Raw genomic sequence first — 16,246 nt, 5'->3', positions numbered from 1 at the left:
CCCCGACACCGAGGCTTGCACGGGCCATGCCGGTGTGAACGCCCCATCCGGTGAGCGGACAGGCGCCGTGTGGCCCGCCCCCGGACGGCAGCGCCCATGACGTCGCGCGCTGCCCGCGCGGGTCGCCGGAGAGGAGGACATTTCGGCCACACCGAGGCGCTTCGCGACATCGGCGAGGCGCGACGGCGGGCTGTTCCTCTAGGGCTGGACGCCCGCCGCTGTCGGGCCGGCCGCTTTCGGGACGGAGTAGACCGGCGCCGCCGCGCACCGCACAGGCAGGCGGGTGAGCCCGCGCAGGGGGAGCGACGGCTTCCACGTCAGGGACGCACGCGGCACGGCGAGCCGGAGGCCGGGGAGATCGCGGACGATCGCCGGGAACGCGATCTGCGCCTCGAGGCGCGCGAGCGGGGCGCCGAGGCAATAGTGAACGCCGCTGCCGAAGGCGAGGTGCCGGTTGGGCTCCCGATCGAGCACCAGCCGCTCGGGGCTCGCGAAGACCTGCTCGTCGTGGTTCGCCGAGCCGAGCACCGCGAACACCCGCTGTCCTCGCGGGATGACGTGCTCGCCGAACGCGACGTCCTCCGTCGTGAACCGCTCGGTCGCGAGGTCGACCGGGCTCGTGAAGCGCAGGAGCTCCTCGACCGCCGGCTTGATCGGCGCGGGCCCGCGCCGCAGGAGGTCGAGCGCCCCCGGGTCGTCGAGCAGGGCGAGCGTCCCGCTGGCGATCAGGTTCACCGTCGTCTCGTGCCCCGCCACGATGAGGAGGAAGACCATCGCCAGCAGCTCGTCCTCGCTGAGCCGACTGCCCTCCTCCTCGGCGCGCACGAGCGCCGCGATGAGATCATCCCCGCCCGCGCGGCGCCGCTTCTCGACGAGCGCGCGCAGGTAGCGCACGAGCATGTAGAGAGACGGTATCGCGAGCACCGTGTCCAGGCTCGTGACGATCCCGACAAGGCGGTTCGTCCATGCCCGGAAACGCGGCCAGTCCGCCTCTGGAACGCCGAGCAGCTCGCAGATCACCGCCATCGGCAACGGCAGCGCGAGCTCCTCCAGGAGATCGAACGCGCCGCGCGCCCGGGCCCGCGCCACGAGCCCCTCGGTGATCGTCACGATTCGACCGCGCAGGTCCTCCACCCGCCGGGGCGTGAAGACCTGGTGCACGAGGGCCCGCAAGCGGGTGTGATCCGGGGGATCCTGATCGAGCATGCTCCTCGACAGCGGGCGCAAGAACCCGGGCACCCACGGCGTCTCCCTGGCCCGCTCCTCCGCGCTGAGCACGCGGAACGGGTCCTTGCCGAGGCGCGGGTCCTTCAGCGCAGACGCCACGTCGGCATAACGCGTCACGAGCCACGCGGGCTTGCCGTCTCCGAACACGACGCGGACGACCGGCGCCTCGGAGCGCAGCCGCGCATACAGCGGATGGGGGTTCGCCTTATGCCGGGCGCTGGAAATGTCGGGAATGGACATCATGAGGAACCGCCTTTCCTGGGTGCTCGTCGCCGCCTGGGCGGGCGCCCCGCGCCCGCCTCCGGCTGCGCGAGCGCGAGGAGCGCGTCGCGCAGCGCCTGCATCTGCCCTTCCGTGAGCGCGACCGTGCCGAGCGCCTGGGAGAGCCAGTAACCGTCGAGGGCGAGCTGGATCGCGATGGCGCGGCCCTCGGAGATGTCCTCGGCCGCGTCGCGCGCGAAGGACTCGCCGTTCAGCTCGCAGAGGTGGCGCGCTATCTCGGGCTGAGCGCCGGCCGCCTCGATGAGCGCGAGGAGCAAGGCGCGCGGCGCGGCCGTCGCGAGCTTCCCGGCGTCGAAGGCGAGCGCGATCTGCGCCCGCAGCCGGGCGCCGCGGGGCTCCGGGTCCCGCGCGGCCCGCTCCGCGGCGTCGTCGCTCATCCGCTTGCTCAGCCGGTCGACGATCGCTGTCAGGAGCGCGTCCTTCGTCGCGAAGTGGTGAAAGAAGCCCCCTTTGCTGATCTGCGCCTCGGTGATCACCGCCTCGACGGTGAGCGAGTTCACGCCGCGCGCGACGACGAGCCGCTCGGCCGCGTCGAGGATGCGATCGCGCGCGCTGGGATAGGTTCGCCCTGCCACGAGCATACTATACCGACCGGTCGGTCTGTGTGCAAGGCGGCCCGCTTCCGGGCAGGATCGTGGCGCCGGGCCCCCCGAAGCTTCTTCCTTTTCCTCACGCCGAGGCTGGTACGCTGCGCGACATGTCGGATGAGCGTGCCCGCCGACCGGAAGCAGCCACGGTGCCGTCCGCGCGTGAGAGCGGCCGAGAGCGGCCGCGGAGCCTCGGCCCGGGGGATGTCGTCGGCCAGCGCTGGCGGATCGAGGAGTTCCTCAAGAAAGGGGGCATGGGCCGCGTCTTCCGGGCGACCGACCTTCGCCTCGGCGAGCCGGTGGCGCTCAAGCTGATGGATCCGGCGGTCGTCGGGACCGAGAAGGCGCGCGCGCGCTTCTTCCGGGAGGCGCAGACGGCGGCGAAGCTGCGGGGCACGAACGTCGTGCAGATCCTCGACTTCGACGTCGATGCCGCGACGCAGGTGCCCTACATCGCCATGGAGCTGCTCCGCGGCGAGGACCTCGCCGAGCGGATCGCCCGCGGGCCGCTCTCCTACGAGGAGACGGTGGCGGTCCTCGGCGATGTCTGCAGCGCGATCGGCAGGGCCCACCGCCTCGGCGTCGTCCACCGCGACATCAAGCCGGCCAACATCTTCCTCGTCGAGGACGATCGCCCGCTGTGCAAGGTCCTCGACTTCGGGATCGTCAAGCTCGAGGACCTCGGGCTCGATCGCCAGGGGACGCCGCAGACGGACGCGGGCGCCACCCTCGGCACGGTGAGCTACATGAGCCCGGAGCAGATCGCCAATGCCCGTGGCGTCGATCTCCGCGCGGATCTCTGGTCGCTCGGCGTGATCGCCTACGAGTGCATGACAGGGCGCCGGCCCTTCCGCGGCGAGTCGCTGTTCGAGCTGGTCCACAAGATCTGCTTCGACGTCCCGCCCGCGCCGTCGCGGCAGGCCGAGGTCCCGAGCGGCTTCGACGCCTGGTTCGCCCGGGCGACCCACCGCGACCCCGACCGGCGGTTCGCGTCCGCCGACGAGCTGATCGAGGCGCTCCGGGCGCTCGCCGGGCGCCCGCCGGAGAGGCCGGCGTACAGACCGCCCCCCGGCGGTCATGCCGACCTCCCGAACAACCAGAGCTGGGCCTCGGACGCCAACCAGATCGACATCGGCGCCCTGAAGGACCTGACCTTCAAGAACGCCGTCGTCCGCGAGTTCCTCGACAGCGCCAACAAGCACTTCGTCTCGGGGAGCAAGGGGCTCGGCAAGACCCTCCTCCTCACGTACAAGCGCTCGGTCCTCAGCGAGATCTACCTGGCGGCGACCGGCCGCGAGCGCCGCCACGCCGCCGTGCAGTTCATCCCGGAGGGGCGGCCGTACCTCGATCTGATGGGCGATCTGCCGACCGTCGATCAGACCCGGCGCGACCTCATGTCCGGGCTCCACGAGTGCAAGCGGCTCTGGAGCTTCAGCCTCCGCATGTCGATCGTCTCCCACCTGTCCGCCGCGACGGGCGCCGGCGATCCGAGGGATCTGGCGCCGCTGCCCCGGAGCCTGCGCGAGCTCCTCGAGGGCCGCCCTGTCGAGCCGACGATGGTGCTGAAGGAGCTGCTCTCGCTCACGGTCCGCCAGATCAACCAGGTCATCGACGCGATGGAGCGCCCGCTCGAGCGGCGGATCCGCTCGCTGCACAGCGGCGTCTTCATCTTCATCGACAAGCTCGATCAGGCGCTCCGGCGGCTGCCGCGAGAGGCGTGGATCCACATGCAAGCGGGGATGATCGAGGCCGCGTGGGACCTGATGAACGCCAACCGGCACGTCAAGGTCTTCGCCACGATCCGGGAGGAGGCGTTCTCCGCCTACGAGTCCGATATCAAGACGAACCTCTTCGGCGCGACCTCGACGCTCCGCTACGCCAAGCACGAGCTCTTCGAGCTGCTCGAGAAGCTCACGTATTATTACGAGAGGGTGCCGCTCCGCGAGTTCATCCACCTCGACGTGGTGAGCGCGGGGCGCTCGGCCCGCGGCGAGTCGACCTTCGACTTCCTCTACCGCCACACCCTCGGGCGGCCGCGCGATCTCGTGATCCTCGCCTCGGAGATCTCGCGCAACCGGCAGGCCCTCGACGAGCGGACCTTCACGCAGATCGTGCAGAGCACGAGCGCCGGCCTCCTCGTCGCCAACATCTTCGACGAGATGCGGGTCTTCCTCGAGGTGCTCCGCCACCGCGACAAGCGGGACCGCTTCCTCGCCCTGCTCCCCTGCGACGTCCTCACCCACGACGAGCTCGTCGAGGTGTGGTGCAAGTTTCACGAGGTCGACCGCGCGTTCTTCGACGCCCACGGCCGGGACGCGGACGACGTCTACCACCCTTTCCGCGAGCTCTTCGAGTGCGGGCTCCTCGGCGTCCTCGGCGCCGATCCCGGGGCCGAGCGCCAGATCCAGCGCTTCCGCCAGCCGCACGACGCCGTCGTCGGCCCGCGCCACGCGCTGCCGCGCTCGCGGTATTACCTGCTCCACCCTTCCCTCCGCGCGCTCATCGAGCCGCTCCCCGGCGGCGGCCGGTTCCACGCGGTCCGCCACGTCGTCATCGGCCACGGGGAGCCCTGGCCCCGCCACTGGGACCTCGTCGTCGACGTCCAGCGCGAGCTCTTCCGGCGCCCGGACGCCGACGAGGAGATCGGCGAGGCGGTGTTCTCCCTCCTCGACCGCCTCTCGGCCGAGGTCGCCGAGGGCGCGGGCGTCGACGCCGCGCGCCGGGCGCTCGCCGCCTCGCCGACCTTCGCCCGCCTCAGCGCGCACCTGGAGCGGATCCACTGGGACGAGCTCCACCTCGCGCTCCTCGAGCTCTTCCCGGCCGGGCGCCGGGAGGAGGAGATCGAGCTGACCGACCGGGTGGAGGTGGCGATGCTGCTCGTCGATATCGTCCGATCGACGAGCCTGCTCCAGCACATGGGCGATACAGGCTTCGTCGACCACGTCCACCGGCTCCGGGGCGCCCTGCGCGCGGCGACGAACCCGCGCCTGATGAAGGGGACCGGCGACGGGTACCTCGCTGTCTATTCCACGGTGGCCCGCGCCATCGAGGCGGCCCGCGTGCTCCGCCGCGCTGTCGGCGACCCTGCCCAGCTCCGGCTCGTCGTCCACTGGGGCCGGGTGCGGATGAGCGATCACGACGTCCTCGGCACGGAGGTCCACCGGCTCTTCCGGATCGAGGCGCTCACCGAGGAGGATCGCGCGGACGAGCCGAGCTCCGGGATGGCCCTGCCGCGCCCCGGCCGGGTGACGCTCTCGCGCGCCGCGGCCGCCGCGCTCCCCGACGCGGCGCGCGCGGACTTCCGCCGGGCAGGCGCCTTCCGGCTCAAGGGGTTCGACGCGCCCGAGCCGATCTGGGTCGAGACCGACGACGGCGCGTGAGCGCGCCGCTGGCACGCCGGAGGGCCCGCCGGCGAGGAGGCGCGCTCTCCGCGGGCGCTCGGCCGCTGGGGTTCGGCCGGGGGCGCGCGGCCGCGTGTGGTAGGCTGCCGGCGCCATGACGGAGCTTCTGGGCCTGATTTTCTCGCCGTGGACCGAGAAGGCGCGCTGGGCGCTCGACGTCCGGCGCGTCCCGTACACCTTCCGGCACTACAAGCCGCTGATCGGCGAGCCGGCGCTCCGGGCGAAGCTCGGGCGGCTCACGGGCCGCGTCTCCGTGCCGGTGCTGACGACCGACGACGGGCGCGTGATCGCCGACTCGGCCGACATCGCGCGCTGGGCCGACGGGCGCGGCGACGGTCCGACGCTGTTCCCGGCCGAGCACGAGGCCGAGATCGCGCGGTTCATCGAGCTGTCGGAGCGCGCCCTGAACGCCGGGCGGGCCCTCTCGCTGTCGCGCATGCTGGCCGACGACGAGGCGCTCGCCGACATGGCGCCGCCGCCGATCCGCCGCGCGCTCGGTCCCCTCGCCTCGCGGCTCGGGGCGCTGGGCGTCCGCCGCACCCTCCGCAAGTACGACGGCCACACAGCCGACCTCGAGGCGCACCGGCGCGCGCTCGTCGAAGCGCTGGAGGAGATCCGCGCGGCGCTCGCGCTGAAGGCGCGGCCGGACGCTGGGCCGAAGACGCTCCTCGGCGGCTTCACGTTCGCCGACATCACGGTGAGCCAGGCGCTCGTGGGCGTGATGCCGCCCGCCGAGCTGAAGCTGAGCCCCGCCGGCCGGCGGAGCTTCACCGACCCCGAGCTGCGCGAGCGCTACACCGACCTGATCGCGTGGCGCGACGCGCTGTACGGCGCCTTCCGGGCGCGCTGATTCCGGACGGGCCGGCCGCGCCGGCGCGTCGCCCGCGTCGCCGTCACCAGCGCACCGTTACCAACGCGCCGTCACCAGCGCGCCGTCACCAGCGCACCGTTACCAGCGCGCCGTCACCAGCGCGCCTGGGCCTGCTCCGCTGCCAGCCTGGCGTCGGCGACGTCCGGCGCGATCATGCCGCGCAGCTTCTCGACGATCGCCGCGGGCGCGGACTCGGGCGAGCCCGCCTGGAACGGCGGATCGGGGTCGTATTCCATGACGAGCTGCGCCCGCTGCGCCGTCTCCTCTCCCTGCATCTTTGCCACGATCCGGAGGCCGAAATCGATGCCTGACGTCACGCCGCCCCCCGTGATGCGGTTGCGGTCCTCGACATAGCGCGCGTCGACGCGCTCGGCCCCGAGGAGCGGCAGCACCTCGCGCATGGCCCAGTGCGTTGTCGCGCTGTAGCCGCGGAGCAGACCGGCCGCGCCCAGCACGAGCGACCCCGTGCAAACGCTCGTCACGTAGCTCGCCCGCTCCGCCCTCGCCGCCAGGAAGTCGAGGACCGCGGCGTCCCTCATCAGGGCGATCGTGCCTGCCACGCCGCCTGGGACGAAGAGGACCGCGAGCTCTTCAGGGCACGTCTCGAAGGTCGCCGTCGGGTGGAGCGTGATGCCCATGTCGGTCGTCACGGGGTCGAGCGTCTTCCACACGAGGTGTATCTGCACGTCCTCGAGGAAGCCGAAGGCGGTCTGCGGACCGATGAGGTCGAGCGCGGTGAAGCCAGGATAGACAAGCATGGCGATGTGTTGCATCGGGGAGTCTCCTCCTTGAGGCGTCGCGGGGGATGGCTCGGAATCGCCGTCGTCCGGCGCGCACCCGCCGAGCGTCTGCAGGGTGGCGAGCGCGGCGCTCACGGCAGCGAGTTCAAGGATCTGTCGTCGTCTCATGACGCGTGATCTATGCGCCGCAACGCCGCGCGACCATGCGACACGTTGTCCTGCGTCGCGATGTCGCACCGAGCGCTCCGCGACAGCGGAGACGCTCCCGGGAAGCTCGTCCTGGAACAACGATCACGTTGAGCGAGCGAGACATGAACCGCCAAGACGCCAAGGACGCCAAGAAGAAGACAATGTCTTGGCGTCTTTGGCGTCTTGGCGGTTCGAAGTTCTGCTCGTTTCAGGCGGGTTCAACCCGTTTGTTGCTCTAGGGACGCGAATCCCCACCTGCCGAGGCGCCGGCGCCAGCGCCTCGGCCTCCCGCCCCGCCCGTCCCGCCGACGCCCGCCTCCCGGCCTCCCGCGCCGCCGTCGCCGGACCAGCCGCCCTCTCCGAAGCCGCCGACACCAGGCCCGAGCTCGCCGCCGAACCCGCCCTCGCCAGGCCAGCCATCCCCGCCGAATCCTCCCTCGCCGGACCAGCCTCCCTCGCCGGACCAGCCCCCCTCGCCGGACCAGCCTCCCTCACCGGACCAGCCCCCCTCGCCGGACCAGCCTCCCGCGCCGGACCAGCCCCCCTCGCCGGACCCGAAGCCCGTCAGGTGAGCGAAGATGTCCGATCGCGTCGCCTGGCAGATACCGAACGTCAGGGGCGGCTGCAGCACGCACTCCGCCCCCTGCCCGCAGTCTCCGTCATCACAGCAGTACCGCTGGCACGAGTAGAGCCCACCCTGGCACGTGAACCCCGGCGCACACGTGTCGAAGAAGCTGGACGAGCAGCTCTCGCAGCTTTGCCGGTCGCCCGGCTGCACGAGGCACATGAACATGCCGCTGAAGGCCTCGTACGTGCAGCGCCCCCCGATGTCGCTGCACCCCTCGTTGCTGACGGGATTGCAGGAGACGACGAGCGCGTCCATGACAACGCAGCTCCCGTTGCTCCGGGCCGCGGCGGGCGCGTCGATGCACGCCGGCAGGTAGCCGCTGCCGGACAGATCGATCTCCCTGTCGATGAGATCGTCGTGCTCGGATGTCGCCGTGGGGACGCACTCGCCCGCCACCAGCGTGGTCCCCGGCCCGCACCGCACCGCGGGCGGCTCGCCGTCGGTCTCGGCCACGCACTCGCTCCCTTGCTGCACCGTGCGGTCGCCGCACGCGAGCGACGGCGCAGGGGGAGCCGGCGGAGCAGGCGTGCGCTCGCCGCCGCAGGCGGCCGCGAGCAGGGCGCCGAGCAGCGCGGCGAACAGCGCCCCCCGCCGCGCGCCTGCGCCGGCCACCTCGTCCACGTCATCGAGGCGCGCGCCAGGACGCCGCTCTCCGGACATGCTTCGGCTCTTCGTCACTCGGATGGGTGCCATCGCTTCGGTCTCTCCGGCTCAATCAAGCTTCGCCCCGGCCTCGATCCACGCGCGGATCGCCGCCCGCTCCCGCGCGTCGAGCTCACCCCCGACGGGCATCAGCGCGGTGCCCTGCGCCCTCTCGGCGCAGTCGGGATCGATCTTGCAAACCAGATAGCTCTCGTCCGCCGCGCCCGGCGCGATGAGCGCCCGGTCCGGGAGCTCGCGGGACGGCGCGCCGATCACCTCTCCCCTCGCGAGCGCCTCCGCGCGCAGATCGAGCCCCGACGCGCGCCCAGCGCCATGGCACGACCCCGACGCGCAGCGCTGGTCGAAGATCCGCTGCACGGCCCCGTAGTCGGACGCGACAGGCCCGGTGTCGCCCGGGTCGTCCGGGCACCCCTCGTACGCGATGGGCTCGTCGGCGACGCGCATGTCCGGCTGCCAGCCCTCCGGCAGCCCGCGCACGAAGCAGCGGAGCGCCCGCGTCGCCTCCTTCGACCAGCCGCCCTCGACGAGCGGCATGCGCGGCCCGAGCTCGTCGCTCAGGAGGCGCAGGTAGAGGAAGCTCCGCTCGGGCCGCCCCGGCATGAGCTGCCGGAGCTCGGCGCCCTCGGCGCCCCGGCCGTTGCCGTTCGCGTCCGCGACGATGACGTCGGCCCCCCGCCGGGGCCATCGCCGGAGGTCGAACGCCCGCGCGACGTCCTCGCCCGCGCCGGTCAGGTCGAGCCTCAGGCGCGACGCGGGCTCGAGCGGCGTGAGCTTCACGCCGGCGAGCGGCTGCCGGTACTCGGCCTGGTCCTCCGCCACGGGCGCCCGCACGCGCGCCACCTCGCGCAGGTCGCCCGCGGGGCCGTCCAGCGTCACGACGACCTCGGACGGCACCCGCGGCGCCCCCTCGGGCACGGCGACGCTCACGAGGGCGCGCTCGACGCCGTCCGCGAACACGAGGCGGTCCCCCGGGCGCTCGCAGCCGTCGAGGACCGCGCGCGGATCGCCGACGCCCGTCTGGCAGAACGCGCCCGCCGTCGCGATGAACGCCTCGAACGACGACAGCTCGGGCTGCGCCCACCCGCGATGGCAGCTCCCCTCGGCGCCGGCGCACGACGGCGCGACGGCGCGCTCGTACAGCGCCCGCGGCGTGGGAAAGCGCGCCGCGGCCGGGTCGGGGCTCACCTCCGGGCCGGGCCCGCTCGATGCCCCCGGTACGCCGGTCGACGGCGTGCCGCCGCCCGTGCCGCTCGCGGGCGGCACGGGCTCGCCGCCGTCGGAGCACGACGCGAAGAGGAGCGCGCCGAGGAGCAGCCAAGGACGCGCCGGGACACGGGACCACGATGAAACCATGTTCACTCCCTGCGCAGCCGGACGCCGCCCGAGGCGCACTCGACCCGGAGGCCGTCGATGGGCGGCTCGGCCTCGAGCCGCTCGCAGATCGCGCCGTACGCCGCGTCGGGCGGCGTGAGCCTCGGGGCCGCCGCGACCCCGCGCGGCACCAGCGTGCCCAGCATGAACTGCGGCGACTCGAGCAGCACCCCGCACACGCTGCGCACCCGGGGCTCGAGCTCCTCGCGGTCGAGCGCCGCCACCTCCGTGTCGAGCGAGGCCCCGAGCATCGCCTCGAGGGCCTCCCGCTCGCCCGCGTCGTCGAGCCCCGGGTCGCCGAGGAGGCGGTCCTTGAGCGCCGCGATCACGTCGGACACCGCGGCGTCCGGGTGCTCCGCGGCCGTCTCGAAGAGCCGCGCGACGAAGTCGCCCTCCGGGGCGATGTCGCAGCGCGCGAACCGGTCCTCCCAGGCGAGGCGCGCCTGGAAGTCCAGCCCGCGGTAGCCGGGCCGCGCGTCGTCGACGAACACGCCGATCTCCCCGAGGAACGCCACGTCGTGGATCGGCAGCGGGCTCGGACCGGGCCACTCGAGCGCGCCGTGGGCCGCGCTGAGCAGCGTCCGGCCGGTGAGCGGCGCGATCGCGTCGGCGACGCTGTTGCGCCGGCGCGCCGGGTCCTCCTCGGCGATGATCCAGGGGTCGAACAGCGGCGCGAACGCGTAGGGCTCGTCCGCGCACCCCTCCTCCGGCGCCTGCAGGTTGAACCCGGGGCTCCGGAGCACCTCGAGCAGCAGGCTGACGTGGGAGAAGCCCGAGGCCAGGAACGCCTCGGTGGTGCGCAGCAGCTCGCCGCGCGCCGCGGCGCTCCGGGGGTAGTAGTGCGCGACGGTGAGCGGCGTCCCGATCACCTCGCGCCACACCTCCTCGGCGATGTGCGCCGACACGAGGTACGCGAGCGCCTCGTCGGGGTTCGGGATCTCGCCGCGCTCGCCGCGCGAGAGGCCGTGCTGGCGCAGGCCGGCGAAGCCCCGCTGCAGCGCGGCGGACAGGTCCCACATCGACGCGCGCGAGCCCTTCACGCTGCCGAGGAGCGCGTCGACCCCCGCCGGATCGTCGCCGACCTCCGAGAAGAACTCGCCGCACGCCTCCATCCAGCCCCAGGGCCTCACCACGGCGTTCGGCAGCACGATGGGCAGCGGCTCGGCGTCCGCCATCGACGCGACCGCGAACCCGCCGTAGCGGAACGCCCCGTAGGCCCGGGCGACGCCGTCGTGGCCGTCCTTCTCCGGCGGCCCGCTCGAGTCGGAGAACAGGCTCTTCTCCAGGAGCCCTGGCAGCGGGAAGAACCGGTTCTTGCTCGGATCCGGGTCGAAGGTGACCGACGCCTCGCTGCTGTGGCAGCGCAGGCACACGATGTCCCGGTGCAGGTATGCGCCGCTGAAGCGGGCGCCGAAGTTCTCCCGGCGCGCGAGCTCGAGCTTCACCGGATCGGCGTTCGCGCCGGCGAAGCTCTGCGACACGATGCTGAACAGGTTCGCGATGTAGATGGGCGAGACATCGTCGCTCTCCAGCGCGCCGATCGTCAGATCCAGCATCGAGAACACGTCGCCCTGGGCGCGCGCCGGCTCGCGCCGCACGCGCTCCGCGGCCTTCCTTCGATCGGCGCTCAGCAGCGTCGAGAAGCACGCGACGGAGCTCTCCCTGGCGCGCTCCACGCGCAGGCTGTCCAGGTAGAAGTCCGACCAGCGCCGGAGGTAGTCGTCCTGCGACGTCCTGATCATCGCGAGCACCGCGTGGCGCCGCCCCGCGCTGAGCGGCGCCCCCTCGGCGAGCGGCGCGCCGCCGTCGACCTCCCGGATGAGATCCGTGTAGAAGCGCACCTCGTCCTGGCCGCGCGGCCTCCGCCCCAGGGTCGCCAGGTACGCCCGGCGCACGAACGCAGCGTCGGAGTCCTGGCAGCGCGCGAGGGGCTCTCTCGGCGGCTCGTCGACGACGGCCTCGCCGTCGACGCCCGCGTCGGGCGGGCCGGGCGGGCCGGGCGGATCGGAGGGCGGCGTCCCCGCGTCGGCCTCGTCGGCAGGCGCCGCGGGCGCGCCGGAGGGGCCGCAGGCGCCGAGCAGGGCGCAGCAGGCGAGGCCTGTTGCGAGGAGCAGCGTGGAGCTCTGCGTCGCGCGTCTCATCGTCGTGGCTCCGTTCATCCGTGCCCGAGGACCCTCGCGAGCGCCGCCTCTGCGGACTCGCCCTCGTTGCGCGTCTCCTCCACGTCGCTCACCCCGAAGCCCTCCTGGGCGAACGGCCAGATGCCCAGCGCGAGCAGCGCCGCGATGCGCTGCTCCGGCGGCTTCACGTACGTCGTGGCGCGCCCGTCCGGCCCGATGGCCCCATAAATGCCCCGCTGCGCCTCGCGGATGGGTCCGCCGAGGTACACGGTGACATAGCCATAGGGCCAGTGGTTCCGGCCGAAATCGTTCTGGGCGCCGGGCGAGCGGCCGAATTCCATGTTGAGGATGATGAGGGTCCTGTGGAGATCGATCTTCCCCGCGGCCTTGGGCCCCTCTTCGTCCGGGCTCCGGACGTGCGACAGGAGCTCGGTCAGCGTGTTGCCGAGGTTCATCGTCTGCGTGAGGCACGTCTCGGCGTGGGTGTCGTAGCCGCCGCCGCCGTCGGCCATGATGAGCCCCGGATCGATGAAGCAGCAGTAGCGCGCCGGCAGCGTGGGGTGCGTGAGCAGGTGGGCGATGATCCGCAGGCAGATCGCCGGGGCGTTGACCGCCGTGCCCCCCAGTTCCCCGCAGAGGGGGCTCTCGGTCTGCTCGAACAGCGCGCTGTCCAGCACGGCGTCGAGCTCGTGCGCGCTCGCGACGGAGCGGATCGTCTGGCTGAGCTCCGACAGGCGCGCGGCGCGGAGCGGCTCGCCTCGCCGGTCGTACCGGACCCGGTCGCGGTACTGCTCGACGTAGCGCGACAGGAGCCCGTCGAACGCCGCCCGCTGCGGCGCGTCGCCGAGCTTCGGCCTCTGCAGCAGGGAAAGGAACTCGTCGCTGCTCGCGCGCAGGAGCAGCGGCCGCGCGGTCGCCGGGTGGAGCCCGGTCGCGAGCGAGGCCCCCAGGTTGTCGCCGGGGACGCCGAGATCCGTGAAGGTGTACGCGTAGGGCGCCGAGCGCGCCGGATCGCCGTGCTCCATCGCGTGGCGCTGCACGTGGGCGCCGAGGCACGCCATCTGCGGTGAGCCGAGCGTGCGGCCGCACAGCGCATAGGGGATGGCGGCCTCGTGCGGCTCGAGATCGTGCCGCGTCACGACGATCCGCATGCGGTCGAGGATGTCTTTCCGGGCGATCAGGGGCGCGAGGAGCGGCCCGAGGTGGACGTTCATGCCGAGCGCGTCGCGGGCGAAGGGGACGAGCCGCGCGCTGTCCTCCGCCCTCCCGCACGCGCCGAGCGCCGCGGCGAGCACGGTGTGCTTCGGCGCGGCGGGGTCATGGAAGGTGTAGAGCTGCGTCCGCCGCAGGTCGGGATTCGGGTCGTCGGGGCGTCCGTACTCCTGGACTCCATAGAACGTCTCCCACGTGGTCAGACCGCCGTACAGGAAGACCTCCAGGATGTTCTCGGCGCGGAGCTCGGGCGGGAGCCCGATCTGCCGGTAGGGCTCCGGGGTCTCGCCGAACGACGCCCTGGCCCCCGTGCTCCGGAAGAGCGTGCCAGCCGCGGCCATCGCGCCCAGCGCCGCCCCCGACTGCAGAAAACGACGACGTCTCATCGACTCAGCACCTGTCTCCCTCGGCAACGACCCACACGACGCGCGCCCCGCGACGCGAGCGCCCCCCCGGCCGATCCCGCGCTCGGCGGCACGAAGGAGCTCCCGGGCGTTCCGGCGGCTCCCACGCCGTCGCGCGCGTCACCGATCTCAAATGACGGCGAGCCCGTCAATCCTTCACTGAATCCTGCCCGGCTCGTCGTTATTCATGAGGCGTCATGAAGCGCGCCGCGCTGCAGCGCGTCAGTCTGGCGAGGCGATCCGAGCTGGACCGCTCGGGCACAGGCAGCGCCCTCGCCCCGCCGGCTCCCCGCGCGTCGACGTCCCCAGGATGCGCTCCTTGGGCGCCAGGCGATATACCGGCGCACGATCGCGACGCGCGTTCACCTCACGCGCGGCGGCGCGCCCGCCTGGCCGGCGCGGCGGATGGCGCGGCGGCGAGCCATCGATCGAGCTCGCTGGCGACGTGATGGACTCGAACGCCGCGGCGTCGACCCCGAGCTGGGTCATCGCGCCGATGATGAACGACGTGACCACGACCGCTGTCGCGCGCGGGTCCACATCGGAGCGGAGCTTCGTGCGCGCCTCTTGAGCCGGCCGCCCCCGGGCCTTCGGGCCGGCGCTGCGCCTCGACGAACTCGCCCCTCACGTGCGCGGAGCTCACCGCCGTCCCGTTCTCCGCTCGTGTCCAGCGAGGGCGATCGGCGTGGGAATGCGCCTGTTCTTCGCCTGGTCGTACCTCGTCTATCGCCCGAGCCCGCCGTGGGGCACGTTGTCGACCACGAGTTCACGCAGGCGGAAGATCGATGACGACGAATATGCCGTTGAGCTCCTTGCTCTCTGCGAGCAGCGGTGAGCCGGGAGGATGCGCGTTCCATGGCCGTCGGAGCGTGCCCACTTCTTTCAGACGCGACTCCTGGCAGAGTTCGTACACCAGGTCAGGCGGCTCGTGCGTCTCCGGCGTGTCCGCAGCCTTCCACTCGACGCGAGGAGGATCCTGCGGCGGCGCGCAACATATCTCGTTGATGGGCTTCCTGATATCGGAGTCGGAGTACCGCGACACCGACGGCGCGAGCCACGCAGCTTCGACCCGCGACCAATCACCGGGGTGGGACGGCAGTTTCGCTGGCTTGAACAAGCCGATGCCGGTCTGCCACGGACCGAGCTCGCACCCCTCAGGCACCAACGTATTCGCCAGCCTGAAGGCACGCAGGATATCCTCGGGACGAAAAGGCCCCGCAGCGATACTCTCCGCTGTCCATCCATCCTCCACGAGCCAGAATTCGCCCGCTCGGCCTCTGTGAACCACGACGTAGCGAAGCTCGTCGGAGGGCTTGTACAGCAACCTTCCTGCGGGCAGCACAACGCAAGACGCAGCTCGAACATCTGTCATTTTCATCTCAGGACCAGCCCTATCCTTGTCGGTTCACTCGCACGAGCGCCGTAGCATCAATGCTGGGAGCTCGTAGCAGATTCAGCCCAGATATTGTAGATATCCTGCCGGATCATCCCAGCCTCTTCGGATGTCAAACTTCTTCCCAATTCCTTCTCTGTCTCCGAGATCACAGCCGCCGATCTCTCTTTGATCTTGCTGAAGTTCGGCCCCAACGCGACAGAGCTCGATTCGAGAAGCCCAAATGGGCCAGCCCATTCCAGAGCCGTCTCGAACCAAGATTTCTCATCCTCTGCACTCTTGTATCTGGCCGCGGTATCAAGGTCTGCCGCCTGGGCCTCGTTCTCATAGAGCGTGACCAGCAAAGCGGCCGCGGCGAGCTGCGCCGACACTTGGATACCTCTGATCGAGGCCGCTTCGCGCCGCTTGGGCGCGATCTCCACCGCCGCCCCTCGTGCGGGCGAACTTCCCGGCCGCCCGTGCTCGCACCAGGCCTCACGACGCGAGGGTCAGAAATCTGCGGATCGGGGCGGCCGTCTACACCGTGCTCCCCAGATCGCGTCGGCGACGGTGGGGTCCACGAGCATCTCGTGCCAACTTTTCGTCGGGACCTGGCTGGTCACCACGGTCGACCGCTGGTCGTACCTGTCTTCCAGCACCTCGAGCAGGTCGCGCAGCTCGGTGTCTTTCATCGGCGCGATCAGCAGGTCGTCGAGCACGAGCACGTCGAGCTTCGCTAGGCGGCTGAGCGCCGCGCCGCACGGGCCGTCGGCGCAGGCGATGGCCAGGTCTTGGAGCAGCCGCGGCCCCCGCACGCGCAGCGCGCGGTAGCCGTCGCGGCAGGCGGCCTCGGCGAGCGCGGCGCCGACGTAGTTCTTGCCCGTGCCGGTCGTGCCGACGACGATTGCGTGCTGCTTGGCGCGCCCTCAGCCGCAGGTGCCGAACCCACGCACGAGCCTCATCGAGGCTGCTCCGCCGGGAGCGGCTGCACTGTGGTCCGTTCCTTGACGATGTGCGTCGCGTGAATGGCGATGGCCAATATGATCGAGAGCGCCGTGATGGCCACAGCGCCCTCGATCACGAACCGGGTACCGAACAGTCGGAGCAGGCCCAAGTACGCCAGAACGAGCGCGCCCCAGGCAGCGGCCGCATGGATGGGGTAGCTCATGACAAAGAGCA

Annotated in this window: 13 protein-coding genes and 1 pseudogene; 3 read left to right on the top strand and 11 right to left on the bottom strand. The window is 72.0% G+C overall.

All coding sequences use genetic code 11. From position 1 onward, the window contains the following. Positions 1-198: 198 nt before the first annotated feature. Both WMF24_RS01360 and WMF24_RS01355 read right to left on the bottom strand, forming a co-directional pair. Positions 199-1,470 carry a cytochrome P450 family protein gene (locus WMF24_RS01360; protein ID WP_437734519.1) on the bottom strand — a complete coding sequence of 424 codons (1,272 nt, stop codon included), beginning with the start codon at positions 1,468-1,470 and terminating at the stop codon, positions 199-201. Continuing rightward, a complete protein-coding gene (locus tag WMF24_RS01355; RefSeq protein ID WP_437734518.1) occupies positions 1,467-2,090 on the bottom strand; it encodes a TetR/AcrR family transcriptional regulator in 624 nt (207 codons plus the stop codon). Before WMF24_RS01355 ends, WMF24_RS01360 begins: the two co-directional genes overlap by 4 nt. A 155-nt stretch (positions 2,091-2,245) precedes the next feature. Between WMF24_RS01355 and WMF24_RS01350 the strand changes: the two genes are divergently transcribed. Together WMF24_RS01350 and WMF24_RS01345 are read left to right on the top strand one after the other, a co-directional pair. After that, positions 2,246-5,476: a P-loop ATPase, Sll1717 family gene (locus WMF24_RS01350; protein ID WP_437734517.1), complete on the top strand. Its 3,231-nt coding sequence runs from the start codon at positions 2,246-2,248 to the stop codon at positions 5,474-5,476. A 115-nt stretch (positions 5,477-5,591) separates the two neighbouring features. Continuing rightward, positions 5,592-6,347 (top strand): glutathione S-transferase, encoded by a 756-nt coding sequence (locus WMF24_RS01345; RefSeq protein ID WP_437734516.1) that lies wholly within the window; start codon positions 5,592-5,594, stop codon positions 6,345-6,347. 113 nt (positions 6,348-6,460) lie between these two features. Here WMF24_RS01345 and WMF24_RS01340 read toward each other — a convergent pair whose 3' ends face one another. The 5 genes from WMF24_RS01340 to WMF24_RS01320 form a co-directional block, all read right to left on the bottom strand. Further along, positions 6,461-7,141, bottom strand: coding sequence for a DJ-1/PfpI family protein (locus WMF24_RS01340; RefSeq protein ID WP_437734515.1), 681 nt, complete (start codon positions 7,139-7,141; stop codon positions 6,461-6,463). Positions 7,142-7,532: 391 nt separating this feature from the next. Next, positions 7,533-8,618 carry a hypothetical protein gene (locus WMF24_RS01335; RefSeq protein ID WP_437734514.1) on the bottom strand — a complete coding sequence of 362 codons (1,086 nt, stop codon included), beginning with the start codon at positions 8,616-8,618 and terminating at the stop codon, positions 7,533-7,535. A gap of 18 nt (positions 8,619-8,636) precedes the next feature. Continuing rightward, the gene (locus WMF24_RS01330; protein ID WP_437734513.1) at positions 8,637-9,941 is read right to left on the bottom strand and encodes a hypothetical protein; all 1,305 of its coding nucleotides are present in this window, start codon (positions 9,939-9,941) and stop codon (positions 8,637-8,639) included. A 2-nt stretch (positions 9,942-9,943) separates the two neighbouring features. Next, positions 9,944-12,100: a hypothetical protein gene (locus WMF24_RS01325; RefSeq protein ID WP_437734512.1), complete on the bottom strand. Its 2,157-nt coding sequence runs from the start codon at positions 12,098-12,100 to the stop codon at positions 9,944-9,946. A 14-nt stretch (positions 12,101-12,114) separates the two neighbouring features. Beyond that, a complete protein-coding gene (locus WMF24_RS01320; protein WP_437734511.1) occupies positions 12,115-13,677 on the bottom strand; it encodes a DUF1501 domain-containing protein in 1,563 nt (520 codons plus the stop codon). A gap of 463 nt (positions 13,678-14,140) precedes the next feature. Between WMF24_RS01320 and WMF24_RS01315 the strand changes: the two genes are divergently transcribed. Continuing rightward, entirely contained in the window at positions 14,141-14,266 is a 126-nt protein-coding gene (locus WMF24_RS01315; RefSeq protein WP_437734510.1) for a hypothetical protein, read from the top strand. 195 nt (positions 14,267-14,461) lie between these two features. On the opposite strand, the gene WMF24_RS01310 is transcribed toward WMF24_RS01315, so the two are convergent. The 4 genes and pseudogenes from WMF24_RS01310 to WMF24_RS01295 form a co-directional block, all read right to left on the bottom strand. Then, a complete protein-coding gene (locus tag WMF24_RS01310) occupies positions 14,462-15,073 on the bottom strand; it encodes a hypothetical protein (protein WP_437734509.1) in 612 nt (203 codons plus the stop codon). Between the two features lie 50 nt (positions 15,074-15,123). Further along, on the bottom strand, positions 15,124-15,510 hold the full coding sequence (locus tag WMF24_RS01305) for a hypothetical protein (RefSeq protein WP_437734508.1): 387 nt from the start codon (positions 15,508-15,510) through the stop codon (positions 15,124-15,126). A gap of 66 nt (positions 15,511-15,576) precedes the next feature. Beyond that, positions 15,577-15,975 (bottom strand): annotated as a pseudogene (locus WMF24_RS01300) (ATP-binding protein); the annotation flags it as partial. A gap of 50 nt (positions 15,976-16,025) precedes the next feature. Next, positions 16,026-16,235, bottom strand: coding sequence for a hypothetical protein (locus WMF24_RS01295; protein ID WP_437734507.1), 210 nt, complete (start codon positions 16,233-16,235; stop codon positions 16,026-16,028). Positions 16,236-16,246 lie beyond the last annotated feature (11 nt).

The organism is Sorangium sp. So ce1335 (assembly GCF_051521615.1).
GTDB lineage: Bacteria > Myxococcota_A > Polyangia > Polyangiales > Polyangiaceae > Sorangium.
Note: the sequence above shows the minus strand (reverse complement) of the source record. Positions and strands in the feature narration are given on the sequence as shown.